This window comes from Pseudomonas sp. H1_A03 (assembly GCF_054685145.1).
In genome coordinates this window covers 593755-620143 of record NZ_CP162829.1, presented here as the reverse complement: position 1 = coordinate 620143, position 26389 = coordinate 593755, and the positions used below count along the sequence as shown (strand labels likewise).

At 54.8% G+C, this 26389-nt stretch carries 33 protein-coding genes; all 33 read left to right on the top strand.

Going from position 1 to position 26389, the window contains the following annotated elements:
• Positions 1-63 precede the first annotated feature (63 nt).
• Positions 64-4137 carry a DNA-directed RNA polymerase subunit beta gene (gene rpoB / locus AB4O35_RS02920; protein WP_065872588.1) on the top strand — a complete coding sequence of 1358 codons (4074 nt, stop codon included), beginning with the start codon at positions 64-66 and terminating at the stop codon, positions 4135-4137.
• A gap of 64 nt (positions 4138-4201) precedes the next feature.
• Positions 4202-8401 carry a DNA-directed RNA polymerase subunit beta' gene (gene rpoC / locus AB4O35_RS02915; protein WP_049711295.1) on the top strand — a complete coding sequence of 1400 codons (4200 nt, stop codon included), beginning with the start codon at positions 4202-4204 and terminating at the stop codon, positions 8399-8401.
• A 217-nt stretch (positions 8402-8618) separates the two neighbouring features.
• Positions 8619-8990 (top strand): 30S ribosomal protein S12, encoded by a 372-nt coding sequence (rpsL, locus tag AB4O35_RS02910; protein ID WP_002555494.1) that lies wholly within the window; start codon positions 8619-8621, stop codon positions 8988-8990.
• Positions 8991-9108: 118 nt separating this feature from the next.
• Positions 9109-9579 (top strand): 30S ribosomal protein S7, encoded by a 471-nt coding sequence (gene rpsG, locus AB4O35_RS02905; RefSeq protein WP_002555493.1) that lies wholly within the window; start codon positions 9109-9111, stop codon positions 9577-9579.
• A 30-nt stretch (positions 9580-9609) separates the two neighbouring features.
• On the top strand, positions 9610-11715 hold the full coding sequence (gene fusA, locus AB4O35_RS02900; RefSeq protein WP_015886136.1) for an elongation factor G: 2106 nt from the start codon (positions 9610-9612) through the stop codon (positions 11713-11715).
• 30 nt (positions 11716-11745) lie between these two features.
• Entirely contained in the window at positions 11746-12939 is a 1194-nt protein-coding gene (gene tuf, locus AB4O35_RS02895) for an elongation factor Tu (RefSeq protein ID WP_003176426.1), read from the top strand.
• A 159-nt stretch (positions 12940-13098) separates the two neighbouring features.
• Positions 13099-13410 (top strand): 30S ribosomal protein S10, encoded by a 312-nt coding sequence (rpsJ, locus tag AB4O35_RS02890; RefSeq protein ID WP_003186070.1) that lies wholly within the window; start codon positions 13099-13101, stop codon positions 13408-13410.
• Between the two features lie 81 nt (positions 13411-13491).
• On the top strand, positions 13492-14127 hold the full coding sequence (gene rplC, locus AB4O35_RS02885) for a 50S ribosomal protein L3 (RefSeq protein ID WP_003194649.1): 636 nt from the start codon (positions 13492-13494) through the stop codon (positions 14125-14127).
• Positions 14128-14139: 12 nt separating this feature from the next.
• Complete coding sequence (gene rplD / locus AB4O35_RS02880; protein WP_049711296.1) at positions 14140-14742, top strand: 50S ribosomal protein L4; 603 nt, start codon at positions 14140-14142, stop codon at positions 14740-14742.
• Positions 14739-15038: a 50S ribosomal protein L23 gene (gene rplW / locus AB4O35_RS02875; RefSeq protein WP_002555488.1), complete on the top strand. Its 300-nt coding sequence runs from the start codon at positions 14739-14741 to the stop codon at positions 15036-15038. Before rplD ends, rplW begins: the two co-directional genes overlap by 4 nt.
• 14 nt (positions 15039-15052) lie before the next feature.
• On the top strand, positions 15053-15877 hold the full coding sequence (gene rplB, locus AB4O35_RS02870) for a 50S ribosomal protein L2 (protein ID WP_003176423.1): 825 nt from the start codon (positions 15053-15055) through the stop codon (positions 15875-15877).
• Between the two features lie 16 nt (positions 15878-15893).
• On the top strand, positions 15894-16169 hold the full coding sequence (rpsS, locus tag AB4O35_RS02865) for a 30S ribosomal protein S19 (RefSeq protein ID WP_003232420.1): 276 nt from the start codon (positions 15894-15896) through the stop codon (positions 16167-16169).
• 11 nt (positions 16170-16180) lie between these two features.
• Entirely contained in the window at positions 16181-16513 is a 333-nt protein-coding gene (rplV, locus tag AB4O35_RS02860; protein WP_003103908.1) for a 50S ribosomal protein L22, read from the top strand.
• Between the two features lie 13 nt (positions 16514-16526).
• Positions 16527-17213 (top strand): 30S ribosomal protein S3, encoded by a 687-nt coding sequence (gene rpsC / locus AB4O35_RS02855; protein ID WP_003176422.1) that lies wholly within the window; start codon positions 16527-16529, stop codon positions 17211-17213.
• 12 nt (positions 17214-17225) lie between these two features.
• On the top strand, positions 17226-17639 hold the full coding sequence (gene rplP, locus AB4O35_RS02850) for a 50S ribosomal protein L16 (RefSeq protein WP_003232424.1): 414 nt from the start codon (positions 17226-17228) through the stop codon (positions 17637-17639).
• Positions 17639-17830: a 50S ribosomal protein L29 gene (gene rpmC / locus AB4O35_RS02845; protein WP_002555481.1), complete on the top strand. Its 192-nt coding sequence runs from the start codon at positions 17639-17641 to the stop codon at positions 17828-17830. The genes rplP and rpmC overlap by 1 nt, the downstream gene beginning before the upstream one ends.
• 2 nt (positions 17831-17832) lie before the next feature.
• The gene (gene rpsQ, locus AB4O35_RS02840) at positions 17833-18099 is read left to right on the top strand and encodes a 30S ribosomal protein S17 (protein ID WP_003176419.1); all 267 of its coding nucleotides are present in this window, start codon (positions 17833-17835) and stop codon (positions 18097-18099) included.
• Positions 18100-18122: 23 nt separating this feature from the next.
• Positions 18123-18491, top strand: a complete 369-nt coding sequence (gene rplN / locus AB4O35_RS02835; RefSeq protein ID WP_002555479.1) for a 50S ribosomal protein L14 — start codon at positions 18123-18125, stop codon at positions 18489-18491.
• A gap of 11 nt (positions 18492-18502) precedes the next feature.
• Entirely contained in the window at positions 18503-18817 is a 315-nt protein-coding gene (gene rplX / locus AB4O35_RS02830) for a 50S ribosomal protein L24 (RefSeq protein WP_003176416.1), read from the top strand.
• Between the two features lie 20 nt (positions 18818-18837).
• Entirely contained in the window at positions 18838-19377 is a 540-nt protein-coding gene (gene rplE / locus AB4O35_RS02825) for a 50S ribosomal protein L5 (RefSeq protein ID WP_003176415.1), read from the top strand.
• Between the two features lie 13 nt (positions 19378-19390).
• Positions 19391-19696, top strand: a complete 306-nt coding sequence (gene rpsN, locus AB4O35_RS02820) for a 30S ribosomal protein S14 (protein ID WP_003176414.1) — start codon at positions 19391-19393, stop codon at positions 19694-19696.
• Positions 19697-19904: 208 nt separating this feature from the next.
• Positions 19905-20297, top strand: coding sequence for a 30S ribosomal protein S8 (gene rpsH / locus AB4O35_RS02815; RefSeq protein ID WP_010566853.1), 393 nt, complete (start codon positions 19905-19907; stop codon positions 20295-20297).
• Positions 20298-20309: 12 nt separating this feature from the next.
• On the top strand, positions 20310-20843 hold the full coding sequence (gene rplF / locus AB4O35_RS02810; RefSeq protein ID WP_003176412.1) for a 50S ribosomal protein L6: 534 nt from the start codon (positions 20310-20312) through the stop codon (positions 20841-20843).
• A 10-nt stretch (positions 20844-20853) separates the two neighbouring features.
• Positions 20854-21204, top strand: coding sequence for a 50S ribosomal protein L18 (gene rplR / locus AB4O35_RS02805; RefSeq protein ID WP_003176410.1), 351 nt, complete (start codon positions 20854-20856; stop codon positions 21202-21204).
• 3 nt (positions 21205-21207) lie between these two features.
• A complete protein-coding gene (gene rpsE, locus AB4O35_RS02800; protein ID WP_003176409.1) occupies positions 21208-21708 on the top strand; it encodes a 30S ribosomal protein S5 in 501 nt (166 codons plus the stop codon).
• Positions 21709-21710: 2 nt separating this feature from the next.
• Complete coding sequence (gene rpmD, locus AB4O35_RS02795) at positions 21711-21887, top strand: 50S ribosomal protein L30 (RefSeq protein ID WP_003176408.1); 177 nt, start codon at positions 21711-21713, stop codon at positions 21885-21887.
• Between the two features lie 3 nt (positions 21888-21890).
• Positions 21891-22328, top strand: coding sequence for a 50S ribosomal protein L15 (gene rplO, locus AB4O35_RS02790; protein WP_065872587.1), 438 nt, complete (start codon positions 21891-21893; stop codon positions 22326-22328).
• Positions 22329-23657 (top strand): preprotein translocase subunit SecY, encoded by a 1329-nt coding sequence (gene secY / locus AB4O35_RS02785; RefSeq protein WP_003176406.1) that lies wholly within the window; start codon positions 22329-22331, stop codon positions 23655-23657.
• A 28-nt stretch (positions 23658-23685) separates the two neighbouring features.
• Positions 23686-23802, top strand: a complete 117-nt coding sequence (gene rpmJ, locus AB4O35_RS02780) for a 50S ribosomal protein L36 (protein ID WP_002555468.1) — start codon at positions 23686-23688, stop codon at positions 23800-23802.
• Between the two features lie 129 nt (positions 23803-23931).
• A complete protein-coding gene (rpsM, locus tag AB4O35_RS02775) occupies positions 23932-24288 on the top strand; it encodes a 30S ribosomal protein S13 (protein ID WP_003210063.1) in 357 nt (118 codons plus the stop codon).
• Between the two features lie 30 nt (positions 24289-24318).
• Positions 24319-24708 carry a 30S ribosomal protein S11 gene (gene rpsK, locus AB4O35_RS02770; protein ID WP_002555466.1) on the top strand — a complete coding sequence of 130 codons (390 nt, stop codon included), beginning with the start codon at positions 24319-24321 and terminating at the stop codon, positions 24706-24708.
• An 18-nt stretch (positions 24709-24726) separates the two neighbouring features.
• On the top strand, positions 24727-25347 hold the full coding sequence (gene rpsD / locus AB4O35_RS02765; RefSeq protein ID WP_003210056.1) for a 30S ribosomal protein S4: 621 nt from the start codon (positions 24727-24729) through the stop codon (positions 25345-25347).
• A 22-nt stretch (positions 25348-25369) separates the two neighbouring features.
• Positions 25370-26371: a DNA-directed RNA polymerase subunit alpha gene (locus AB4O35_RS02760; protein WP_003176403.1), complete on the top strand. Its 1002-nt coding sequence runs from the start codon at positions 25370-25372 to the stop codon at positions 26369-26371.
• The last annotated feature ends 18 nt before the right edge of the window (positions 26372-26389 follow it).

Genomic DNA, 26389 nt, shown 5'->3' with positions numbered 1-26389 from the left:
AGATTTTCTGGCTGCTCCCGTCGGGAGGGCCAAACAAGCAGGTGACCAAGCTGGGGAACGCTGATGGCTTACTCATATACTGAGAAAAAACGTATCCGCAAGGACTTTAGCAAGTTGCCGGACGTCATGGATGTCCCGTACCTTCTGGCTATCCAGCTGGATTCGTATCGTGAATTCTTGCAGGCGGGAGCGACCAAAGATCAGTTCCGCGACGTGGGCCTGCATGCGGCCTTCAAATCCGTTTTCCCGATCATCAGCTACTCCGGCAATGCTGCGCTGGAGTACGTCGGTTATCGCCTGGGCGAACCGGCATTTGATGTCAAAGAATGCGTGTTGCGCGGTGTTACGTACGCCGTACCTTTGCGGGTAAAAGTCCGCCTGATCATTTTCGACAAAGAATCGTCGAACAAAGCGATCAAGGACATCAAAGAGCAAGAAGTCTACATGGGCGAAATCCCACTGATGACTGAAAACGGTACCTTCGTTATCAACGGTACCGAGCGTGTAATCGTTTCCCAACTGCACCGTTCCCCGGGCGTGTTCTTTGACCACGACCGCGGCAAGACGCACAGCTCCGGTAAGCTCCTGTACTCCGCGCGGATCATTCCGTACCGTGGTTCGTGGTTGGACTTCGAGTTCGACCCGAAAGACTGCGTGTTTGTGCGTATCGACCGTCGTCGTAAGCTGCCGGCTTCGGTACTGCTGCGCGCGCTTGGCTATACCACTGAGCAAGTGCTGGACGCCTTCTACACCACCAACGTATTCAGCCTGAAGGATGAAACCCTCAAGCTGGAGCTGATCGCATCGCGTCTGCGTGGTGAAATTGCCGTTCTGGACATCCAGGATGAAAAGGGCAAGGTCATTGTTGAAGCCGGCCGCCGTATTACCGCGCGCCACATCAACCAGATCGAAAAAGCCGGTCTCAAAGAGTTGGAAGTGCCGCTGGACTACGTCCTGGGCCGCACTACCGCCAAGGTCATCGTTCACCCGGCGACAGGCGAAATCCTGGCTGAGTGCAACACCGAGCTGAACACCGAGATCCTGGCCAAAATCGCCAAGGCTCAGGTCGTTCGCATCGAGACCCTGTACACCAACGACATCGACTGCGGTCCGTTCATCTCCGACACCCTGAAGATCGACTCCACCAGCAACCAATTGGAAGCGTTGGTCGAGATCTATCGCATGATGCGTCCTGGCGAGCCGCCAACCAAAGACGCTGCCGAGACCCTGTTCAACAACCTGTTCTTCAGCCCTGAGCGCTATGACCTGTCTGCGGTCGGCCGGATGAAGTTCAACCGTCGTATCGGTCGTACCGAGATCGAAGGTTCGGGCGTGTTGTGCAAAGAAGACATCGTTGCGGTCCTGAAGACTCTGGTCGACATCCGTAACGGCAAAGGCATCGTCGATGACATCGACCACCTGGGTAACCGTCGTGTTCGCTGCGTAGGCGAAATGGCCGAGAACCAGTTCCGCGTTGGCCTGGTGCGTGTTGAGCGTGCGGTCAAAGAGCGTCTGTCGATGGCCGAAAGCGAAGGCTTGATGCCGCAAGACCTGATCAACGCCAAGCCAGTGGCTGCGGCGGTGAAAGAGTTCTTCGGTTCCAGCCAGCTCTCGCAGTTTATGGACCAGAACAACCCGCTTTCCGAGATCACCCACAAGCGCCGTGTCTCTGCACTGGGCCCGGGCGGTCTGACCCGTGAGCGTGCTGGCTTTGAAGTTCGTGACGTACACCCGACGCACTACGGTCGTGTTTGCCCGATCGAAACGCCGGAAGGTCCGAACATCGGTCTGATCAACTCCCTGGCTGCCTATGCGCGCACCAACCAGTACGGCTTCCTTGAGAGCCCGTACCGCGTGGTGAAAGACGCACTGGTCACCGACGAGATCGTGTTCCTGTCCGCCATCGAAGAAGCTGATCACGTGATCGCTCAGGCTTCGGCCACGATGAACGACAAGAAAATGCTGATCGACGAACTGGTCGCTGTTCGTCACTTGAACGAGTTCACCGTCAAGGCGCCGGAAGACGTCACCTTGATGGACGTATCGCCGAAGCAGGTAGTTTCGGTTGCCGCGTCGCTGATCCCGTTCCTGGAACACGATGACGCCAACCGTGCGTTGATGGGTTCCAACATGCAGCGTCAAGCTGTACCCACCCTGCGTGCTGACAAGCCGCTGGTAGGTACCGGCATGGAGCGTAACGTAGCTCGTGACTCCGGCGTTTGCGTCGTGGCTCGTCGTGGCGGCGTGATCGACTCCGTTGATGCCAGTCGTATCGTGGTTCGTGTTGCCGATGACGAAGTTGAAACTGGCGAAGCCGGCGTAGACATCTACAACCTGACCAAGTACACCCGCTCCAACCAGAACACCTGCATCAACCAGCGTCCGCTGGTGAGCAAGGGTGATCGGGTTCAGCGCAGTGACATCATGGCAGACGGTCCTTCCACCGATATGGGTGAGCTGGCACTGGGTCAGAACATGCGCATCGCGTTCATGGCCTGGAACGGTTACAACTTCGAAGACTCCATCTGCCTGTCCGAGCGTGTGGTTCAGGAAGATCGCTTCACCACGATCCACATTCAGGAACTGACCTGTGTGGCGCGTGACACCAAGCTTGGGCCAGAGGAAATCACTGCAGACATCCCGAACGTGGGTGAAGCTGCACTGAACAAGCTGGACGAAGCCGGTATCGTTTATGTAGGTGCTGAAGTAGGCGCAGGCGACATCCTGGTCGGTAAGGTCACTCCGAAAGGCGAGACCCAACTGACTCCGGAAGAGAAGCTGCTGCGTGCCATCTTCGGTGAAAAAGCCAGCGACGTTAAAGACACCTCCCTGCGCGTACCTACCGGTACCAAGGGCACCGTGATCGACGTACAGGTCTTCACCCGTGATGGCGTTGAGCGTGATGCTCGTGCACTGTCCATCGAGAAGACCCAGCTCGACGAGATCCGCAAGGACCTGAACGAAGAGTTCCGTATCGTTGAAGGCGCGACCTTCGAACGTCTGCGTTCCGCCCTGGTAGGCCACAAGGCTGAAGGCGGCGCAGGTCTGAAGAAAGGTCAGGACATCACCGACGAAATCCTCGACGGTCTCGAGCATGGCCAGTGGTTCAAACTGCGCATGGCTGAAGACGCTCTGAACGAGCAGCTCGAGAAAGCCCAGGCTTACATCGTTGATCGTCGCCGTCTGCTGGACGACAAGTTCGAAGACAAGAAGCGCAAACTGCAGCAGGGCGATGACCTGGCTCCAGGCGTGCTGAAAATCGTCAAGGTTTACCTGGCAATCCGTCGCCGCATCCAGCCGGGCGACAAGATGGCCGGTCGTCACGGTAACAAAGGTGTGGTCTCCGTGATCATGCCGGTTGAAGACATGCCGCACGATGCCAATGGCACCCCGGTCGACGTCGTCCTCAACCCGTTGGGCGTACCTTCGCGTATGAACGTTGGTCAGATCCTTGAAACCCACCTGGGCCTTGCGGCCAAAGGTCTGGGCGAGAAGATCAACCGTATGATCGAAGAGCAGCGCAAGGTCGCGGACCTGCGGAAGTTCCTGCACGAGATCTACAACGAGATTGGCGGTCGCAACGAAGAGCTGGACACCTTCACTGACCAGGAAATCCTGGATCTGGCGAAGAACCTGCGCGGCGGCGTTCCAATGGCTACCCCGGTGTTCGACGGTGCCAAGGAAAGCGAAATCAAGGCCATGCTTAAACTGGCAGACCTGCCAGAAAGCGGCCAGATGCAGCTGTTCGACGGCCGTACCGGCAACAAGTTTGAGCGCCCGGTTACTGTTGGCTACATGTACATGCTGAAGCTGAACCACTTGGTAGACGACAAGATGCACGCTCGTTCTACCGGTTCGTACAGCCTGGTTACCCAGCAGCCGCTGGGTGGTAAGGCTCAGTTCGGTGGTCAGCGTTTCGGGGAGATGGAGGTCTGGGCACTGGAAGCATACGGTGCTGCTTACACTCTGCAAGAAATGCTCACAGTGAAGTCGGACGATGTGAACGGTCGGACCAAGATGTACAAAAACATCGTGGACGGCGATCACCGTATGGAGCCGGGCATGCCCGAGTCTTTCAACGTGTTGATCAAAGAAATTCGTTCCCTCGGCATCGATATCGATCTGGAAACCGAATAACACGTGACGCGAATCGAGAGCGGGGCTGTTTAGCCCGCTCTCTGCTCCGCCAGGAGGAAAGGCCTTGAAAGACCTACTGAATTTGCTGAAAAACCAGGGTCAAGTCGAAGAGTTCGACGCCATCCGTATTGGATTGGCATCGCCTGAGATGATCCGTTCGTGGTCGTTCGGTGAAGTTAAAAAGCCGGAAACCATTAACTACCGTACGTTCAAACCTGAACGTGACGGCCTGTTCTGCGCCAAGATCTTTGGCCCGGTTAAGGATTACGAGTGCCTGTGCGGTAAGTACAAGCGCTTGAAGCACCGTGGTGTGATCTGCGAGAAGTGCGGCGTTGAAGTCGCACTGGCCAAGGTTCGTCGTGAGCGCATGGCTCACATCGAATTGGCTTCGCCGGTTGCCCACATCTGGTTCCTGAAATCGCTGCCGTCCCGTATCGGCTTGCTGATGGACATGACCCTGCGTGATATCGAACGCGTTCTCTACTTCGAGAGCTATGTCGTTATCGATCCAGGCATGACCACCCTTGAAAAAGGTCAGCTGCTGAACGACGAACAGTACTTCGAAGCGCTGGAAGAGTTCGGCGACGATTTCGATGCCCGCATGGGTGCCGAAGCTGTCCGTGAGCTGCTGCACGCTATCGACCTGGAACACGAGATTGGCCGTCTGCGTGAAGAGATTCCGCAAACCAACTCCGAAACCAAGATCAAGAAGCTGTCCAAGCGTCTGAAGTTGATGGAAGCCTTCCAGGGTTCCGGCAACTTGCCAGAGTGGATGGTGCTGACCGTTCTGCCGGTTCTGCCGCCAGACCTGCGTCCGCTGGTACCGTTGGACGGTGGTCGTTTCGCGACGTCCGACCTTAACGACCTGTACCGCCGCGTGATCAACCGTAACAACCGCTTGAAGCGCCTGCTCGATCTGTCCGCTCCGGACATCATCGTGCGCAACGAAAAGCGTATGTTGCAAGAAGCTGTCGATGCCTTGCTCGATAACGGTCGTCGTGGCCGCGCCATTACCGGTTCCAACAAGCGTCCTCTGAAATCCCTGGCTGACATGATCAAGGGTAAGCAAGGTCGTTTCCGTCAGAACTTGCTCGGTAAGCGCGTTGACTACTCCGGTCGTTCGGTAATTACCGTAGGCCCGACTCTGCGTCTGCACCAGTGCGGTCTGCCTAAGAAGATGGCACTTGAGCTGTTCAAACCATTCATCTTCGGCAAGCTGGAAATGCGCGGTCTCGCGACCACCATCAAAGCGGCCAAGAAAATGGTCGAGCGCGAACTGCCAGAGGTTTGGGACGTTCTCGCAGAAGTGATTCGCGAACACCCGGTTCTCCTCAACCGTGCACCGACCCTTCACCGTCTGGGTATCCAGGCGTTTGAACCGGTATTGATCGAAGGTAAGGCTATCCAGCTGCACCCTCTGGTCTGTGCTGCGTACAACGCCGACTTCGACGGCGACCAAATGGCCGTGCACGTACCGCTGACACTGGAAGCCCAGTTGGAAGCGCGTGCGTTGATGATGTCGACCAACAACATTCTGTCGCCAGCCAACGGTGAGCCAATCATCGTTCCGTCGCAGGACGTTGTATTGGGTCTGTACTACATGACCCGTGAAGCGATCAACGCCAAAGGCGAAGGTCGTGTGTTCGCTGACCTGCAAGAAGTTGACCGTGTGTTCCGTGCCGGCGAAGCCGCACTGCATGCCAAGGTTAAAGTGCGGATCAACGAAACCGTAAACGACCGTGACGGTGGCAGCGTGAGCGGCACTCGTATCGTCGACACCACTGTCGGCCGTGCGCTGTTGTATCAAGTTGTGCCAAAAGGTCTGTCGTACGACGTCGTCAACCTGCCGATGAAGAAAAAGGCGATCTCCAAGCTGATCAACCAGTGCTACCGCGTGGTTGGTTTGAAAGAGACCGTGATCTTCGCTGACCAGTTGATGTACACCGGTTTTGCGTATTCGACCATCTCCGGCGTTTCCATCGGTGTTAACGACTTCGTTATCCCTGATGAAAAAGCTCGCATCATCGCGGCTGCAACCGATGAAGTGAAAGAGATCGAAAGCCAGTACGCCTCGGGCCTGGTAACACAGGGCGAGAAGTACAACAAAGTGATCGACCTTTGGTCCAAGGCCAACGACGAAGTGTCGAAGGCGATGATGGCTAACCTCTCGAAAGAGAAGGTTATCGACCGTCATGGCGTAGAAGTCGATCAAGAGTCGTTCAACTCGATGTACATGATGGCCGACTCGGGCGCACGGGGTTCTGCTGCGCAGATCCGTCAGCTCGCCGGTATGCGTGGCCTGATGGCCAAGCCGGACGGTTCCATCATTGAAACGCCGATTACTGCGAACTTCCGTGAAGGTTTGAGCGTACTTCAGTACTTCATCTCGACTCACGGTGCTCGTAAAGGTCTGGCGGATACCGCGTTGAAAACCGCTAACTCCGGTTACCTGACTCGTCGTCTGGTAGACGTTGCGCAAGACTTGGTTGTGACTGAAGTTGACTGCGGTACCGAACACGGTCTGCTGATGACTCCGCACATCGAAGGCGGCGACGTTGTAGAACCGTTGGGTGAGCGCGTATTGGGCCGAGTCATTGCCCGTGACGTATTCAAGCCGGGTACCGAGGAAGTTATCGTTCCTGCTGGTACCCTGGTGGATGAAAAGTGGGTCGAGTTCATCGAACTCAACAGCATCGACGAAGTGATCGTTCGCTCGCCGATCAGCTGCGAAACCCGCTACGGCATCTGCGCCAAGTGCTACGGCCGTGACTTGGCTCGTGGTCACCAGGTGAATATCGGTGAAGCGGTCGGCGTTATCGCTGCCCAGTCCATCGGTGAGCCGGGTACCCAGCTGACCATGCGTACGTTCCACATCGGTGGTGCGGCAAGCCGGACCTCCGCAGCTGACAGCGTTCAGGTGAAGAATGGCGGTACTGTCCGTCTGCACAACCTGAAACACGTTGAGCGAGTGGATGGCTGCCTGGTTGCTGTGTCCCGTTCCGGTGAGCTGGCAATCGCTGATGACTACGGTCGTGAGCGTGAGCGTTACAAGCTGCCGTACGGTGCTGTGATTTCGGTTAAAGAAGGTGACAAGGTCGACGCTGGCGCAATCGTGGCCAAGTGGGATCCGCACACTCACCCAATCGTTACCGAAATGAAAGGTACCGTGACCTACGTGGGCATGGAAGAAGGCATCACGATCAAGCGTCAGACTGACGAATTGACCGGTATGACCAACATTGAAGTACTCGACGCGAAAGATCGTCCAGCTGCCGGTAAAGACATCCGTCCTGCCGTTAAGATGGTCGATGACAACGGCAAGGATCTGTTGCTGCCAGGCACTGACGTAATCGCTCAGTACTTCCTGCCAGCCAACGCCCTGGTCGGTGTAGCGGATGGTGCGAAGATCGCGATCGGTGATGTTATCGCGCGTATCCCGCAAGAAACTTCGAAAACCCGTGACATCACCGGTGGTCTGCCGCGTGTTGCCGACTTGTTCGAAGCTCGTCGTCCGAAAGAAGCGTCGATTCTGGCTGAAGTCAGCGGCACCATCGCGTTCGGTAAAGAAACCAAAGGCAAGCGCCGTCTGGTTATTACCCCGAACGACGGTAGCGATCCGTATGAAGAGCTGATTCCGAAGTGGCGTCACCTGAACGTCTTCGAAGGCGAACAGGTAAACCGCGGCGAAGTTATCTCCGACGGCCCGAGCGATCCACACGACATCCTGCGTCTGCTGGGTGTGAGTGCGCTGGCCAAGTACATCGTTAACGAGATCCAGGACGTTTATCGCCTGCAAGGCGTGAAGATCAACGATAAGCACATCGAGACCATCCTGCGTCAGATGCTGCGTAAAGTTGAAATCGCTGAATCCGGCGATTCCAGTTTCATCAAGGGCGACCAGATGGAACTGACTCACGTACTGGTAGAGAACGAGCGTCTGGCTGGCGACGAGAAATTCGTTTCCAAGTTCACTCGTGTGTTGCTGGGTATCACCAAGGCGTCGTTGTCCACTGAGTCGTTCATCTCGGCGGCCTCCTTCCAGGAGACCACTCGCGTACTGACCGAAGCAGCGGTAACCGGCAAGCGCGATTACCTGCGCGGCCTGAAAGAAAACGTGGTTGTGGGTCGTTTGATCCCGGCCGGTACCGGTTTGGCTTACCACAGCGAGCGCAAGCGCCGCCGTGATGCTGACAAGCCGCTGCGCGTGAGCGCCAGTGAAGTGGAAGCTGCACTGACCGAAGCGCTGAACTCTAGCGGTAACTGAGTTCTGCGATTAATAAGTCTGGGCCCTGGCAGCCCCCATTCGTCGGATCGAGGCAGTTTTGCCCCGGTTCGATGAGCGGGGATGTCGGGGCCTTGCCTTGACTGGGGACAAGATCCTCTTTAGACTCTTGTACCCCTAAATTTGGCGGGAATTCGTTCCTGCCATTTTGCTTTTCTTGCAAGACAATAGCGTCGCAAGACAACAGTGGAGCTAGTAGATGGCAACTATCAACCAGCTGGTACGTCAGCCGCGTAAGCGTATCGTCGAGAAATCCGACGTGCCTGCGCTGCAGAACTGCCCGCAACGTCGTGGCGTATGCACTCGCGTGTATACCACTACGCCGAAAAAACCTAACTCGGCACTGCGTAAAGTATGCCGTGTGCGCCTGACCAACGGTTTCGAGGTTTCCTCGTACATCGGTGGTGAAGGTCACAACCTGCAAGAGCACAGCGTGGTACTGATCCGCGGCGGTCGTGTAAAAGACTTGCCAGGTGTTCGTTACCACACCGTACGCGGCTCCTTGGATACTTCCGGCGTTAAAGGTCGTAACCAGGGTCGTTCGAAGTACGGTACCAAGAAGCCTAAGTAGTAGCGGCTTTTTGTAAAACTGAATCATCTTATTTTCTGAGTCGATAAGAGTAAGGTCGGAGCCGTCCCGAAAGGGCGCTAATTCCGAGCGAACCTGAAGACCGTTTGAGGGCTTATCCATGCCAAGAAGACGCGTAGCAGCCAAGCGCGAAGTGCTTGACGATCCAAAATACGGAAGCCAAATTCTGGCCAAGTTCATGAACCACGTGATGGAAAGCGGCAAGAAAGCCGTTGCCGAGCGTATCGTTTATGGCGCGCTGGAAAAGGTTAAAGAACGCAAGAACAGCGACCCCCTGGAAATCTTCGAGAAAGCTCTCGACGCCATCGCTCCGCTGGTCGAAGTGAAGTCGCGCCGTGTAGGCGGTGCTACTTACCAGGTTCCGGTTGAAGTTCGTCCGTCCCGTCGTAACGCTCTGGCAATGCGCTGGTTGGTAGACTTCGCCCGTAAGCGCGGCGAGAAGTCTATGGCCCTGCGTTTGGCTGGCGAACTGTTGGACGCTGCTGAAGGTAAAGGTGCTGCTGTTAAGAAGCGTGAAGACGTGCACCGTATGGCTGAAGCTAACAAAGCTTTCTCGCACTACCGCTTCTAATCTTAGCTTCACTAATTTTGCGAGGGCTTTATGGCTCGTACTACTCCGATTAGCCGTTACCGTAACATCGGTATCGTTGCTCACGTGGATGCTGGTAAAACCACCACCACCGAGCGCGTACTGTTTTACACCGGCAAAAGTCACAAGATGGGCGAGGTGCATGACGGCGCCGCGACCACAGACTGGATGGTTCAGGAGCAGGAGCGTGGTATTACCATTACTTCTGCTGCTATTACCGCCTTCTGGAAAGGTTCCGAGAAGCAGTACAAAGATGAGCACCGCTTCAACGTAATCGATACCCCGGGCCACGTAGACTTCACCATTGAAGTTGAACGTTCCCTGCGCGTACTCGACGGCGCTGTCGTTGTGTTCTGCGGTACCTCGGGCGTTGAGCCTCAGTCGGAAACCGTATGGCGTCAAGCCAACAAATACGGCGTTCCACGTCTTGTTTACGTAAACAAGATGGACCGTGCTGGTGCGAACTTCCTGCGCGTGATCGGTCAGATCAAGCAGCGTCTGGGTCACACCCCGGTGCCAATCCAGTTGGCTATCGGTTCCGAAGACAATTTCCAAGGCCAGATCGATCTGCTGACCATGGAAGCTGTTTACTGGAACGACGCTGACAAAGGTATGGTTCCTGTTCGCAAGCCTATCCCTGCTGAACTGCAGGAACTGGCTGACGAATGGCGCAACAACATGGTTGAAGCTGCGGCCGAAGCCAACGAAGAGCTGATGAACAAGTACCTCGAAGGTGAAGAACTCACCAACGTGGAAATCAAGGCCGCTCTCCGTCAGCGTACTATCGCTGGTGAGATCGTCTTGGCTGTTTGCGGTTCCTCGTTCAAGAACAAGGGTGTTCCCCTGGTTCTCGATGCTGTGATCGACTACCTGCCGGCACCAGTTGATATTCCTGCCATCAAGGGTACTGACCCGGATGACGAGACTATCGAGCTGGAGCGTCATGCAGACGACGCAGAACCGTTCTCCGCTCTGGCATTTAAAATTGCCACTGACCCATTCGTGGGTACCTTGACCTTCGTCCGCGTTTACTCGGGCGTGTTGAACTCCGGCGACGGCGTGATCAACTCGGTTAAAGGCAAGAAAGAGCGCGTGGGTCGTATGGTGCAAATGCACGCAAACGCCCGCGAAGAGATCAAGGAAGTACGCGCTGGTGACATCGCGGCCTTGATCGGCATGAAGGACGTCACCACCGGTGAAACCTTGTGCAACGCTGACAAGCCAATCATCCTGGTTCGCATGGACTTCCCGGAGCCGGTTATTTCGGTAGCCGTAGAGCCTAAGACCAAGGATGACCAGGAAAAAATGGGTATCGCTCTGGGCAAGCTTGCTCAGGAAGATCCATCTTTCCGCGTCAAGACTGATGAAGAGACTGGTCAAACGATCATCTCCGGCATGGGCGAGCTTCACCTGGACATCCTGGTTGACCGGATGCGCCGTGAGTTCAACGTCGAAGCCAACATCGGTAAGCCTCAGGTTTCCTATCGTGAGCGCATCACGAAGAACTGTGAAATCGAAGGCAAGTTCGTTCGTCAGTCCGGCGGTCGTGGTCAGTTCGGTCACTGCTGGATCCGTTTTGCTCCTGCTGACGAAGGTCAGGAAGGTCTGCAATTCGTGAACGAAGTAGTAGGTGGTGTTGTTCCTAAGGAATACATCCCTGCTATCCAGAAGGGTATCGAAGAGCAGATGAAGAACGGTGTTGTTGCCGGCTATCCGCTGATCGGCCTGAAAGCAACCGTTTTTGACGGTTCTTACCACGACGTCGACTCCAACGAGATGGCGTTTAAGGTGGCTGCTTCCATGGCAACCAAGCAACTGGCCCAGAAGGGCGGTGGTGAGTTGCTTGAGCCAATCATGGCGGTAGAAGTTGTTACACCTGAAGACTATATGGGTGATGTCATGGGCGACCTTAACCGTCGTCGCGGCATGATCTTGGGTATGGAAGACACGGTTTCCGGCAAAGTGATTCGCGCCGAGGTTCCGTTGGGTGAGATGTTCGGTTATGCGACCGACGTTCGCTCCATGTCTCAGGGTCGCGCAAGCTACTCTATGGAATTCAAAAAATACAACACAGCTCCGGCGCACATCGCTGAAACTGTATCCAAAAAACAAGGCTGATTCAGTCCTTTAGGCAAGGAGTTAATTGTCGTGGCTAAAGAAAAATTTGATCGTTCCCTACCGCACGTCAACGTTGGCACCATCGGTCACGTTGACCACGGTAAAACCACTCTGACTGCTGCTCTGACTCGCGTTTGCTCCGAAGTTTTCGGTTCTGCAATCGTTGATTTCGATAAAATCGACAGCGCACCAGAAGAGAAAGCTCGTGGTATCACCATCAACACCGCGCACGTTGAATACAACTCGCTGATCCGTCACTACGCTCACGTTGACTGCCCAGGTCACGCTGACTATGTGAAGAACATGATCACCGGTGCTGCTCAAATGGACGGCGCTATCCTGGTTTGCTCGGCCGCTGATGGTCCGATGCCACAGACCCGTGAGCACATCCTGCTGTCCCGCCAGGTAGGCGTTCCGTACATCGTGGTTTACCTGAACAAGGCTGACCTGGTAGACGACGCTGAGCTGCTGGAACTGGTTGAGATGGAAGTGCGCGATCTGCTGAGCACTTACGACTTCCCAGGTGACGACACTCCGATCATCATCGGTTCTGCTCGTATGGCTCTGGAAGGCAAAGACGATAACGAAATGGGCACCACGTCCGTTCGTAAACTGGTTGAGACTCTGGACAGCTACATCCCAGATCCAGTCCGTGTTATCGACAAGCCGTTCCTGATGCCAATCGAAGACGTATTCTCGATCTCTGGTCGCGGTACTGTTGTGACTGGTCGTATCGAGCGCGGTATCGTTAAGGTTCAAGATCCACTGGAAATCGTTGGTCTGCGTGACACTACCGTCACCACCTGCACCGGTGTTGAAATGTTCCGTAAACTGCTCGACGAAGGTCGTGCTGGCGAGAACTGCGGCGTTCTGCTGCGTGGTACCAAGCGTGACGACGTTGAGCGTGGCCAGGTTCTGGTTAAGCCAGGTTCGGTTAAGCCGCACACCAAGTTCGAAGCTGAAGTGTACGTGCTGAGCAAAGAAGAAGGCGGTCGTCACACTCCGTTCTTCAAAGGCTACCGTCCACAGTTCTACTTCCGTACTACTGACGTGACTGGTAACTGCGAACTGCCGGAAGGCGTTGAGATGGTAATGCCGGGCGACAACATCAAAATGGTTGTTACCCTGATCAAAACTATCGCAATGGAAGACGGTCTGCGTTTCGCTATTCGCGAAGGCGGCCGTACCGTTGGTGCTGGCGTTGTAGCTAAAATCATCGAGTAATTATCTCTTCTGAGATAGCTTCGATGTTTTGAGAAGGCCCCCGCTTAGCGGGGGCCTTTTTTATTGGGTTGACACCCATCTGGGGCGTCTATAGAATTGCGCCTCCTTTTAACGGGCGTATTGCGCTCGCTGGGAATAGCAGCCGGAGTCTGAAATCCAATGCAAAATCAGCAAATCCGTATCAGGTTGAAGGCTTTTGACCATCGCCTGATCGACCAATCCACCCAGGAAATCGTGGAAACCGCGAAACGTACTGGTGCTCAAGTGCGTGGTCCAATTCCACTGCCTACCCGTAAAGAGCGGTTCACCGTTCTGGTCTCCCCGCACGTCAACAAAGACGCGCGTGACCAGTACGAGATCCGTACTCATAAGCGCGTACTGGACATCGTCCAGCCAACGGATAAAACCGTTGATGCACTTATGAAGCTCGATCTGGCGGCCGGTGTGGAAGTACAGATCAGCCTCGGCTAAGACTTGGGTCTTAGTCGTGTAACGCTCTGAAATGGGCGGCCATAGCGGGTGAAAGCCCCGTACACTCATGAGGTTTACAACATGACTATTGGTGTAGTCGGTCGTAAATGCGGTATGACCCGTATTTTCACCGAAGAAGGTGTCTCCATTCCGGTTACGGTCATTGAGATCGAGCCGAATCGCGTCACCCAGTTCAAAACTGAAGAGACCGATGGCTATCGTGCAGTGCAAGTCACTGTCGGCGAGCGTCGTGCTTCGCGTGTGACTGCTGCTCAAGCAGGTCACTTCGCTAAAGCAAACGTTGCAGCTGGTCGCACTGTTATGGAGTTCCGTCTTGAAGACGGCGACTACCAGGCTGGCGATCTGATCAACGCTGAAATCTTCGCCGCTGGTCAACTGGTTGATGTAACCGGTCAGTCCAAAGGTAAAGGCTTCCAGGGTACGATCAAGCGTTGGAATTTCCGTGGCCAAGACAACACTCACGGTAACTCCGTCTCCCACCGCGTCCCGGGCTCTATTGGCCAGTGCCAGACTCCTGGTCGTGTATTCAAGGGCAAAAAAATGTCCGGTCATATGGGCGCTGAGCGCGTGACCGTGCAGTCCCTCGAAGTAGTGCGCGTCGACGCTGAACGCAATCTGTTGTTGGTCAAGGGTGCTGTTCCTGGCGCTACTGGCGGCAACCTGGTTGTACGTCCAGCGGCCAAGGCTCGCGGTTAAGGGGAAGCTGACATGCAATTAAATGTAAATGACGCTCAAGCGATCGAAGTTTCCGAACTGACATTTGGCGGCGAATTCAACGAGACGCTCGTTCACCAAGCAGTCGTGGCCTACATGGCCGGCGGCCGTCAAGGTAGCAAGCAGCAAAAGACCCGTTCCGACGTTCGTGGTGGCGGTAAGCGCCCTTGGCGTCAGAAAGGTACTGGCCGTGCTCGTGCCGGTACTATCCGTAGCCCAATCTGGCGTGGCGGTGGTACCACTTTCGCAGCTCGTCCACAGGATCACTCGCAGAAGCTCAACAAGAAGATGTATCGCGCAGCACTGCGCTCCATCCTTGCTGAACTCGTGCGTACCGATCGTCTGGTTGTGGTTCAGGACTTCGCTGTTGAAAGTCCAAAAACTAAAGACCTGCTGGGCAAACTGAACGACATGAGCCTGACCGACGTTTTGATCGTGTCTGAAGCTGTTGATCAGAACCTGTACCTGGCTGCTCGCAACCTGCCACACGTTGATGTACGTGACGTGCAAGGTTCCGATCCAGTTAGTCTGATCGCATACGACAAGGTGTTGATCACCGTGTCGGCCGTGAAGAAATTCGAGGAGCTGCTGGGATGAACCAGGAACGCGTATTTAAAGTTCTGCTTGGCCCGCACGTTTCCGAAAAGGCTACGGTTCTGGCTGACAAGAAAGGCCAGTTCGTTTTCAAGGTTGCAACTGACGCAACCAAGCTGGAAATCAAGAAGGCCGTCGAAAGCCTGTTCAGCGTGAAAGTAGAGCGTGTTACTACCCTGAATGTTCTGGGTAAGAGCAAGCGCACTGCTCGCGGTCTGGGCAAGCGTAATGACTGGAAGAAGGCAGTTATCTCCCTTCAGCCAGGCCAAGATCTCGATTTCAGCAGCAGTGCTGAGTAAGGAAGGGGTGCATCATGGCAATCGTTAAATGCAAACCGACTTCCCCTGGCCGCCGTTTTGTGGTCAAGGTGGTCAACCAGGAGCTGCATAAAGGCGCTCCTCACGCACCGCTGCTCGAGAAAAAATCGAAGACTGGTGGTCGTAACAACAATGGTCGTATTACCACCCGTCACATCGGTGGTGGCCATAAGCAGCATTATCGTCTGGTCGATTTCCGTCGCAACGACAAAGATGGCATCTCCGCCACTGTCGAGCGTATTGAATACGATCCAAACCGTACTGCTCACATCGCTCTGCTGCTGTACGCAGATGGCGAGCGTCGCTACATCATCGCCCCTAAAGGCGTGAGCGCTGGCGACCAGCTGATCGCAGGTGCCTTGGCGCCGATCAAGCCGGGCAACGCTCTGCAACTGCGCAACATTCCAGTTGGTAGCACCGTACACGGCATCGAATTGAAGCCAGGTAAAGGCGCGCAAATCGCTCGTTCCGCTGGTGCTTCGGCTCAGCTGATCGCTCGTGAAGGTGTCTACGTGACCCTGCGTCTGCGTTCTGGTGAGATGCGTAAAGTGCTGGCTGAATGCCGCGCGACCTTGGGTGAGGTCTCGAACTCCGAGCACAGCCTTCGTTCGCTGGGTAAAGCTGGTGCCAAACGCTGGCGTGGCGTTCGCCCAACCGTTCGTGGTGTTGCCATGAACCCGGTTGACCACCCACACGGTGGTGGTGAAGGTCGTACCTCTGGTGGTCGTCATCCGGTATCGCCATGGGGCTTCCCGACTAAGGGCGCGAAGACTCGTGGTAATAAGCGTACCGACAAAATGATAGTCCGTCGTCGCAAGTAAATAGAGGGATACGACAGTGCCACGTTCTCTGAAAAAAGGTCCTTTTATTGATCTTCACCTACTGAAGAAGATCGAAGTGGCGGCGGAAAAGAACGATCGCAAACCAGTTAAGACCTGGTCGCGTCGTTCGATGATCCTGCCACAAATGGTCGGTTTGACCATCGCTGTACACAACGGTCGCTTGCACGTCCCAGTTCTCGTGAACGAAGACATGGTCGGCCACAAACTAGGCGAGTTTGCCGGTACCCGCACTTATCGTGGGCACGTGGCAGACAAGAAAGCCAAGCGTTAAGGGGTTAGGAAATGGAAGTAGCCGCTAAGTTGTCGGGCGCTCGAATCTCCGCCCAGAAAGCCCGCTTGGTCGCCGACCAGATCCGCGGGAAGAAGGTGGGCGAAGCGCTCAACCTGTTGGCTTTCAGCAGTAAGAAAGCCGCCGAGATCATGAAGAAAGTGCTGGAGTCGGCCGTAGCCAACGCCGAGCATAACGAAGGCGCAGACGTTGATGACCTGAAGGTCAGCACCGTTTTCGTCAACGAAGGGCGTTCGCTGAAGCGCATCATGCCACGTGCCAAAGGCCGTGCTGATCGCATCGTCAAGCGGTCTTGCCATATCACTGTCAAGGTTGCTGACAAGTAACGGAGTCGAAGAGATGGGTCAGAAAGTACATCCCATTGGCATTCGCCTGGGAATCGTCAAGGAGCACACCTCCGTCTGGTACGCAGACGGTCGGACTTATGCGGACTATTTGTTCGCTGATCTGAAGGTGCGTGAGTATCTCCAAGACAAACTAAAAAGCGCGTCCGTAAGCCGTATCGATATCCATCGTCCGGCGCAAACTGCACGTATCACCATCCACACCGCTCGTCCAGGTATCGTTATCGGGAAGAAAGGTGAAGATGTTGAGAAACTGCGTCAGGACCTGACCAAGCAAATGGGTGTGCCTGTGCACATCAATATCGAAGAGATCCGCAAGCCGGAGCTCGACGGTATGCTGGTTGCGCAGAGCGTAGCTCAGCAGCTGGAGCGTCGCGTAATGTTCCGTCGCGCTATGAAGCGCGCTGTACAGAACGCCATGCGCATTGGTGCCAAAGGCATCAAAATCCAAGTGAGCGGTCGTCTCGGCGGTGCTGAAATCGCACGTACTGAATGGTATCGCGAAGGTCGTGTGCCACTGCACACCCTGCGTGCCGACATCGACTATGCCAACTACGAAGCTCACACCACTTACGGTGTGATCGGTGTAAAGGTTTGGATCTTCAAAGGCGAAGTAATTGGTGGTCGCCAAGAAGAACTGAAACCACAAGCACCAGCGCCTCGTAAAAAAGCTGCTAAGTAAGGGGTACGCCAAATGTTGCAACCTAAGCGTACGAAGTTCCGCAAGCAGATGACAGGCCACAACCGTGGTCTGGCTCAGCGCGGTAGCAAAGTCAGCTTCGGCGAGTTCGCGCTGAAGTCTGTAGCTCGTGGTCGTCTCACCGCTCGTCAGATCGAGTCAGCGCGTCGTGCTCTGACCCGTCACGTTAAACGTGGCGGCAAGATCTGGATCCGTGTATTCCCGGACAAGCCTATCTCCAAAAAGCCCCTCGAAGTTCGTATGGGTAAAGGTAAGGGTAACGTGGAGTACTGGGTTGCCCAGATTCAGCCAGGCAAAGTCCTGTATGAAATCGAGGGTGTTACTGAAGAGCTGGCGCGTGAGGCTTTTGCCCTGGCTGCTGCAAAGCTGCCGCTCGCCACCGCCTTTGTTAAACGGACGGTGATGTGATGAAAGCGAATGAACTTCGTGAAAAATCCGCACAGCAGCTGAACGAGCAATTGCTCGGCTTGCTGCGCGACCAGTTCAATCTGCGTATGCAGAAAGCAACTGGCCAGTTGGGGCAGTCTCATCTGCTCTCGCAAGTTAAGCGTGACATCGCTCGCGTGAAGACTGTGCTCAACCAGCAGGCAGGTAAGTGATCATGGCTGAAGCCGAAAAGACTGTCCGTACGCTGACTGGCCGTGTTGTCAGCGACAAGATGGACAAAACCATCACCGTACTGATCGAGCGTCGCGTTAAGCACCCGATCTACGGTAAATATGTTAAGCGTTCGACTAAGCTGCACGCGCACGACGAAACCAACCAGTGCCACATCGGCGACAAAGTCACTATTCGTGAAACTCGTCCGCTGGCCAAGACCAAGTCTTGGGCATTGGTTGATGTTCTCGAACGCGCTGTGGAAGTCTAAGGACTAGGGGTCGGAGAAATTATATGATTCAGACTCAATCCATGCTCGATGTGGCCGATAACAGCGGCGCTCGCCGTGTTATGTGCATCAAGGTGCTGGGTGGCTCCCATCGTCGTTACGCTGGTATCGGTGACATCATCAAAGTTACCGTGAAGGAAGCAATTCCTCGCGGTAAGGTGAAGAAAGGCCAAGTGATGACTGCTGTTGTAGTCCGCACTCGTCACGGCGTACGTCGTGCTGATGGCTCCATTATCCGCTTTGATGGCAACGCTGCTGTTCTTCTGAACAACAAGCAAGAGCCGATCGGCACCCGTATCTTTGGGCCAGTGACCCGTGAACTTCGTACTGAGAAGTTCATGAAGATCGTCTCGCTCGCCCCAGAAGTGCTGTAAGGAGATCCGACATGCAAAAGATTCGTCGTGACGACGAGATCATCGTGATCGCCGGCAAAGACAAAGGTAAGCGCGGTAAGGTGCTTAAGGTTCTCGCTAATAACCGTCTGGTTATCGGTGGTCTGAACCTGGTTAAGCGTCATACCAAGCCTAACCCGATGTCGGGCGTACAAGGCGGTATCGTCGAAAAAGAAGCTCCACTGGACGCTTCTAACGTCGCCATTTTCAACGGCGAAACCAACAAGGCTGACCGCGTTGGTTTCAAAGTAGAAGATGGCAAGAAAATTCGTGTCTTCAAGTCGACCCAAAAAGCGGTTGATGCTTGAACACTGCTAGGTAGAAGACCATGGCACGACTAAAAGAGATTTACTGGAAAGAAATCGCACCGAAACTTAAGGAAGAACTTAAGCTTTCGAACGTGATGGAAGTTCCACGCGTTACCAAAATTACCCTGAACATGGGTCTGGGCGAAGCGGTCGGCGACAAAAAAGTCATCGAACACGCCGTTGCTGACCTAGAAAAGATCACCGGTCAAAAAGTCGTTGTGACTTACGCTCGGAAATCCATCGCTGGCTTTAAAGTCCGTGAAGGTTGGCCGATCGGCGTCAAAGTGACTCTGCGCCGTGAGCGTATGTACGAATTCCTGGATCGTCTGCTGTCGATCTCCCTGCCTCGGGTTCGCGACTTCCGCGGCCTGAATGCCAAGTCCTTCGATGGTCGTGGTAACTACAGCATGGGCGTGAAAGAGCAGATCATCTTCCCGGAAATCGACTACGACAAGATCGATGCTCTCCGCGGTCTGGACATCACCCTGACCACCACTGCCAAGAACGATGATGAAGGTCGCGCCCTGTTGCGTGCTTTCAAATTCCCGTTCCGCAACTGATTGGAGTAGGACCATGGCCAAGATGAGCATGAAAAACCGCGAGCTGAAGCGTCAGCTCACGGTTGCCAAGTACGCCAAGAAGCGTGCAGCACTGAAAGCAATCATCGTTGATCTGAACGCAAGTCCAGAAGCGCGTTGGGAAGCTACAGTTGCTCTGCAGAAGCAGCCACGTGACGCAAGCGCTTCGCGCATGCGTAACCGCTGCCGCCTGACCGGTCGTCCACACGGCGTTTACCGCAAGTTCGGCCTCGGCCGTAACAAACTGCGTGAAGCGGCAATGCGTGGTGACGTACCAGGTCTGGTTAAAGCCAGCTGGTAAGTACTTTCAGCGTCCAGGTGGTCGGTATCGCAAGATACTGACCGCCGGTGACCTTGAATCTGGAACAAGCCCCTTTTGGGGCTTGTTTCATTTCTGGAGTGTGTTTAAAATACGCGGCTCGCCTGAGCCCGTGTTTTTTATGCTCGGAGATTCTCGGCGACATATGTAGCCGCAAGGCTAATTTTTTTGTATTAGGAGCGTCTAGCCCATGAGTATGCAGGACCCGTTAGCGGACATGCTAACTCGTATCCGTAATGCCCAGATGGCTGAAAAGTCCGTCGTAAGCATGCCATCTTCCAAGTTGAAGGTAGCTGTTGCCAAAGTCCTGAAAGACGAAGGCTACATTGCGGGTTATCAGATCAGCAGCGAAACCAAGCCACTGCTGTCCATCGAGCTGAAGTACTTCGAAGGCCGTTCGGTCATCGAGGAAGTGAAGCGCGTTAGCCGTCCAGGCCTGCGTCAGTACAAGTCCGCCGAAGATCTGCCGAAAGTTCGTGGCGGTCTGGGTGTGTCTATCGTCTCCACCAACAAAGGTGTGATGACGGATCGTGCTGCGCGCGCTGCCGGTGTCGGCGGCGAAGTTCTTTGCACTGTGTTCTAAGGGGGGATAAGCATGTCACGCGTCGCTAAGAACCCCGTTAAGCTGCCAGCCGGTGTCGAAGTAAAATTCGCAGGCCAACAGCTTTCGGTGAAGGGTGCCAAGGGTACTCTTGAACTGAACATCCATTCGTCCGTTGAGATCGTTGAAGAAGCTGGTGAGCTGCGTTTCGCTGCTCGCAATGGCGATCAACAAACTCGCGCAATGGCCGGTACCACGCGTGCGTTGGTAAACAACATGGTCCAAGGCGTAAGCCAAGGCTTCGAGCGTAAGCTCCAGCTGGTCGGTGTTGGTTACAAAGCGCAAGCAAAAGGCACGGTTTTGAACCTGGCCCTTGGCTTCTCGCACCCAGTGGATTACGAACTGCCGGAAGGCATCACCGCTGAGACCCCTAGCCAAACCGATATCCTGATCAAGGGCATCGATAAGCAGCTGGTAGGTCAGGTGGCCGCTGAGATCCGCGACTTCCGTCCACCAGAGCCGTACAAAGGCAAAGGTGTGCGCTACGCGGACGAAGTCGTCCGTCGTAAAGAAGCCAAGAAGAAGTAGGGCATAGCAAATGACCGACAAAAAAGTTACTCGACTGCGTCGCGCTCGCAAAGCACGCCTGAAAATGCACGAACTCGAAGTCGTGCGTCTCTGCGTGTATCGCTCGTCGCAGCACATCTACGCCCAGGTCATCTCGGCCGACGGCAACCAGGTCCTGGCAAGCGCCTCGACTTTGGATAAAGAACTGCGTGATGGTGCCACTGGCAACATCGACGCGGCCACTAAGGTTGGCCAGCTGGTCGCTACGCGTGCTAAGGCCGCTGGCGTCTCGCAAGTGGCTTTCGACCGCTCTGGCTTCAAGTACCACGGTCGCGTGAAAGCGCTGGCTGATGCTGCTCGTGAAGCTGGGCTGGAGTTCTAAGTTATGTCAAATAACGACCAAAAGCGCGACGAAGGCTACATTGAGAAGCTGGTTCAAGTTAACCGCGTAGCCAAAACCGTTAAAGGCGGCCGTATCTTCACTTTCACCGCGTTGACCGTGGTTGGTGATGGTAAAGGGCGTGTTGGCTTCGGCCGTGGCAAGTCACGTGAAGTGCCTGCCGCGATCCAGAAGGCAATGGAAGCTGCTCGTCGCAACATGATCCAAGTTGATCTGAACGGCACCACTCTGCAGTACGCAATGAAGTCCGCTCATGGCGCTTCGAAGGTGTACATGCAGCCTGCCTCTGAAGGTACCGGTATCATCGCTGGCGGCGCTATGCGTGCTGTCCTCGAAGTTGCTGGCGTTCAGAACGTTCTGGCCAAGTGCTACGGCTCGACTAACCCGGTAAACGTGGTTCACGCCACTTTCAAAGGTTTGAAAGCTATGCAATCTCCTGAGTCCATCGCTGCGAAGCGTGGTCTGACTGTCAAGGAGATCTTCTGATCATGGCTACCGTTAAAGTAACGCTGATCAAAAGCATGACCGGCCGCATCCCTAACCACAAACTGTGCGTTAAAGGTTTGGGTCTGCGTCGCATCGGTCACACTGTAGAAGTCCAGGATACTCCCGAGAATCGCGGGATGATCAACAAGGCTTACTACATGCTGCGTGTAGAGGGTTAATCGATGAAACTCAATGATCTGAGTCCAGCGCCGGGTTCCCGTCGCGAAAAGCATCGTCCGGGCCGTGGTATCGGTAGCGGTTTGGGTAAGACTGGTGGCCGTGGCCACAAAGGTCAAACCTCCCGCTCCGGTGGCACCATCGCTCCAGGCTTTGAAGGCGGTCAACAGCCGCTGCATCGTCGCCTGCCTAAGTTCGGTTTCGTATCCCTGAAAGCCATGGACCGCGCAGAAGTGCGTTTGTCCGAGCTGGCCAAAGTGGAAGGCGACATCGTTACTGTGCAGGCCCTGAAAGATGCCAACGTGATCAACGTCAACGTACAGCGTGTGAAAATCATGCTGTCCGGTGAAGTGACTCGCGCTGTCACTATCGGCAAGGGAATCGGCGCCACCAAAGGTGCGCGTTCGGCTATCGAAGCAGCTGGCGGCAAGTTCGAGGAATAAATGGCTAAGCAAGGTGCTCTCTCAGCGCTCGGCAAAGGCGGTATGTCTGAACTCTGGGCTCGTCTGCGTTTTCTGTTCCTGGCGATTATCGTCTACCGAATAGGCGCACACATCCCGGTTCCAGGTATCAACCCGGACCGACTCGCAGACCTGTTTCGACAGAATGAGGGGACCATTCTTAGCTTGTTCAACATGTTTTCCGGCGGCGCGCTGGAACGGATGAGCATCTTTGCACTGGGGATCATGCCGTATATTTCGGCATCGATCATCATGCAACTGATGACCGCCGTCAGCCCGCAGCTGGAGCAGTTGAAGAAGGAAGGTGAAGCTGGCCGTCGCAAGATTAGCCAGTACACCCGCTACGGCACTGTCATCCTCGCCTTGGTTCAAGCTATCGGCATGTCCGTTGGCCTGGCCGGGCAGGGTGTTGCGTTCACTGGTGACTTTGGCTTCCATTTCGTCGCGGTATCCACGTTTGTGGCTGGTGCGATGTTCATGATGTGGCTGGGTGAGCAGATTACTGAGCGTGGTGTTGGTAACGGTATCTCGATGTTGATTTTCGCAGGTATCGTCGCCGGTCTTCCGAGAGCAATTGGGCAGTCTTTCGAGTCTGCACGTCAGGGTGATATCAACATTTTCGCTTTGGTTGCCATCGGTTTGCTGGCAGTAGCGATTATCGGTTTTGTGGTGTTCATTGAGCGTGGCCAGCGTCGCATTGCTGTTCACTACGCCAAGCGTCAGCAGGGCCGTAAGGTTTTTGCTGCGCAGACCAGCCACTTGCCGCTGAAAGTGAATATGGCCGGTGTTATTCCGGCAATTTTCGCGAGCAGCATTTTGCTGTTTCCGGCTTCGTTGGGTACCTGGTTTGGTCAGTCTGAAAATATGGGCTGGCTGCAGGACCTCTCTCAGTCGATCGCTCCTGGTCAGCCGCTGAATATTCTGCTGTTTAGTGCAGGGATTATTTTCTTCTGCTTCTTCTATACGGCGTTGATGTTCAATCCGAAAGACGTAGCGGAAAACCTGAAGAAGTCCGGTGCCTTTATTCCGGGCATCCGTCCAGGTGAGCAGTCTGCACGCTACATTGATGGCGTTCTGACCCGTTTGACCCTGTTCGGTGCTCTATATATGACGGCCGTGTGCTTGCTTCCCCAGTTTCTGGTGGTTGCAGCAAACGTTCCGTTCTACCTTGGCGGGACCTCGTTGCTGATCGTGGTCGTGGTTGTGATGGACTTCATGTCCCAAGTACAATCGCACCTCGTTTCGCACCAGTACGAATCCCTGATGAAGAAAGCCAACCTGAAGGGCTACGGCAGCGGCATGTTGCGCTGAGTACCCCATAAGGTTCGAGGAGTTGGTGATGAAAGTTCGTGCATCGGTGAAAAAGCTGTGCCGTAACTGCAAGATTATTCGCCGCGAAGGTGTTGTTCGAGTAATTTGCAGCGCGGAACCGCGTCACAAACAGCGCCAAGGCTGAGTGTGATCCGCTTGAAGCCCGGCAGCTAGTGCGCTGCCGGGTTGATTATTTGTTATTACAGCGATATTATCTCGCGCCCTATTTCTTGGCTTCCGGGGCGTAGGTAGCTGTCAATTGGAGTCCCACTGAATGGCCCGTATTGCAGGCGTTAACATTCCAGATAACAAGCACACTGTTATCTCGCTGACCTACATCTATGGTGTTGGTCGCACTACTGCGCAGAAAATTTGCGCAGACACTGGGGTAAACCCAGCCGCAAAGATCAAAGATCTGAGCGACGAGCAGATTGAGCTGTTGCGTGGCGAAGTGGCGAAGTTCACCACTGAAGGTGACCTGCGTCGCGAAATCAACATGAAAATCAAGCGTTTGATGGACCTCGGTTGCTACCGTGGTCTGCGTCATCGTCGTGGTCTTCCAGTACGCGGTCAGCGTACCAAGACTAACGCGCGTACCCGTAAAGGTCCGCGTAAGCCGATCCGCAAGTAATCGCCCACGCGAATCGACAGGAAAATTATCATGGCTAAACCTGCTGCTCGTCCTCGTAAAAAAGTTAAAAAGACAGTGGTTGATGGCATTGCCCACATCCATGCTTCTTTTAACAACACAATCGTGACCATCACCGACCGTCAAGGTAACGCGCTTTCTTGGGCTACCTCCGGTGGTTCGGGTTTCCGCGGTTCCCGCAAGTCCACCCCGTTTGCTGCTCAAGTAGCTGCTGAACGTGCTGGTCAAGCTGCGCTGGAATACGGCCTGAAAAACCTTGACGTTAACGTCAAAGGTCCAGGTCCAGGTCGTGAGTCTGCTGTCCGTGCTTTGAACGGCTGTGGCTATAAGATCGCCAGCATCACCGACGTGACGCCAATCCCGCACAACGGGTGCCGTCCGCCGAAGAAGCGCCGCGTGTAATCCAGGAGATTGTAAAGAATGGCTCGTTACATTGGTCCAAAATGCAAACTCGCTCGTCGTGAAGGCACCGATCTCTTCTTGAAGAGCGGCGTGCGCGCGATCGAATCGAAGTGCAACATCGAAGCAGCACCTGGTATCCACGGCCAACGCCGCGGTCGCCAGTCCGATTACGGCACCCAACTGCGTGAAAAGCAGAAGGTCCGTCGTATCTACGGCGTTCTCGAGCGTCAATTCAGCGGCTACTACAAAGAAGCTGCTGGCAAGAAAGGTGCAACCGGTGAAAACCTGCTGCAACTGCTCGAATGCCGTCTGGACAACGTTGTATACCGTATGGGCTTTGGTTCGACTCGCGCCGAATCCCGTCAGCTGGTATCGCACAAATCCGTCAGCGTAAACGGCCAAACCGTTAACGTCCCGTCCTACCAGGTTCGTGCTGGTGACGTGGTCGCGATTCGCGAGAAAGCAAAAAACCAACTTCGCATTGTCCAAGCTCTCGATCTGTGTGCCCAACGTGGCCGCGTAGAATGGGTAGAAGTAGACACTGAGAAGAAGTCGGGCGTTTTCAAGAACGTTCCTGCTCGCAGTGATCTGTCCGCCGACATCAACGAAAGCCTGATTGTCGAGCTCTACTCCAAGTAAGGGCTAGAAAATAGGTGCATCCATGCAGATTTCGGTAAATGAGTTCCTGACACCCCGCCACATTGATGTGCAGGTTGTCAGTCCAACCCGCGCCAAGATCACGCTCGAGCCTCTCGAGCGTGGTTTTGGCCACACCCTGGGCAACGCGCTGCGCCGCATCCTGTTGTCCTCAATGCCCGGCTGTGCAGTAGTCGAGGCCGAGATTGACGGTGTGCTCCACGAGTACAGCGCCATCGAAGGTGTACAGGAAGACGTAATTGAAATCCTGTTGAACCTTAAAGGTCTGGCTATCAAGCTGCACGGCCGTGACGAAGTTACGCTGACCTTGTCGAAGAAGGGTTCGGGGGTGGTTACCGCTGCCGATATTCAGCTGGATCATGATGTCGAGATCGTTAATCCCGATCACGTAATCGCTAACCTGGCGTCTAACGGCGCCCTGAACATGAAGCTCACTGTAGCTCGTGGTCGTGGTTATGAACCGGCCGACTCGCGTCAGAGCGATGAAGATGAAAGCCGCAGCATTGGTCGCTTGCAGCTTGACTCTTCGTTCAGCCCGGTTCGCCGTATCGCATACGTGGTGGAAAACGCCCGTGTCGAGCAGCGTACTAACCTGGACAAGCTGGTTATTGATCTGGAAACCAACGGTACTCTGGATCCTGAAGAGGCTATCCGCCGCGCTGCAACCATTCTGCAACAGCAGTTGGCTGCGTTCGTCGACCTCAAAGGTGACAGCGAACCAGTGGTAATCGAGCAGGAAGACGAGATCGATCCGATCCTGCTTCGCCCGGTTGACGATCTGGAACTGACTGTACGTTCGGCTAACTGCCTTAAGGCGGAAAACATTTACTACATCGGTGACCTGATTCAGCGCACCGAAGTAGAACTGTTGAAGACTCCGAACCTGGGCAAGAAATCCTTGACTGAAATCAAGGACGTTCTGGCCTCCCGCGGTCTGTCCCTCGGCATGCGCCTCGACAACTGGCCGCCTGCAAGTCTTAAGAAGGACGACAAGGCGACTGCCTGATCGTCGTAATCACCGAAC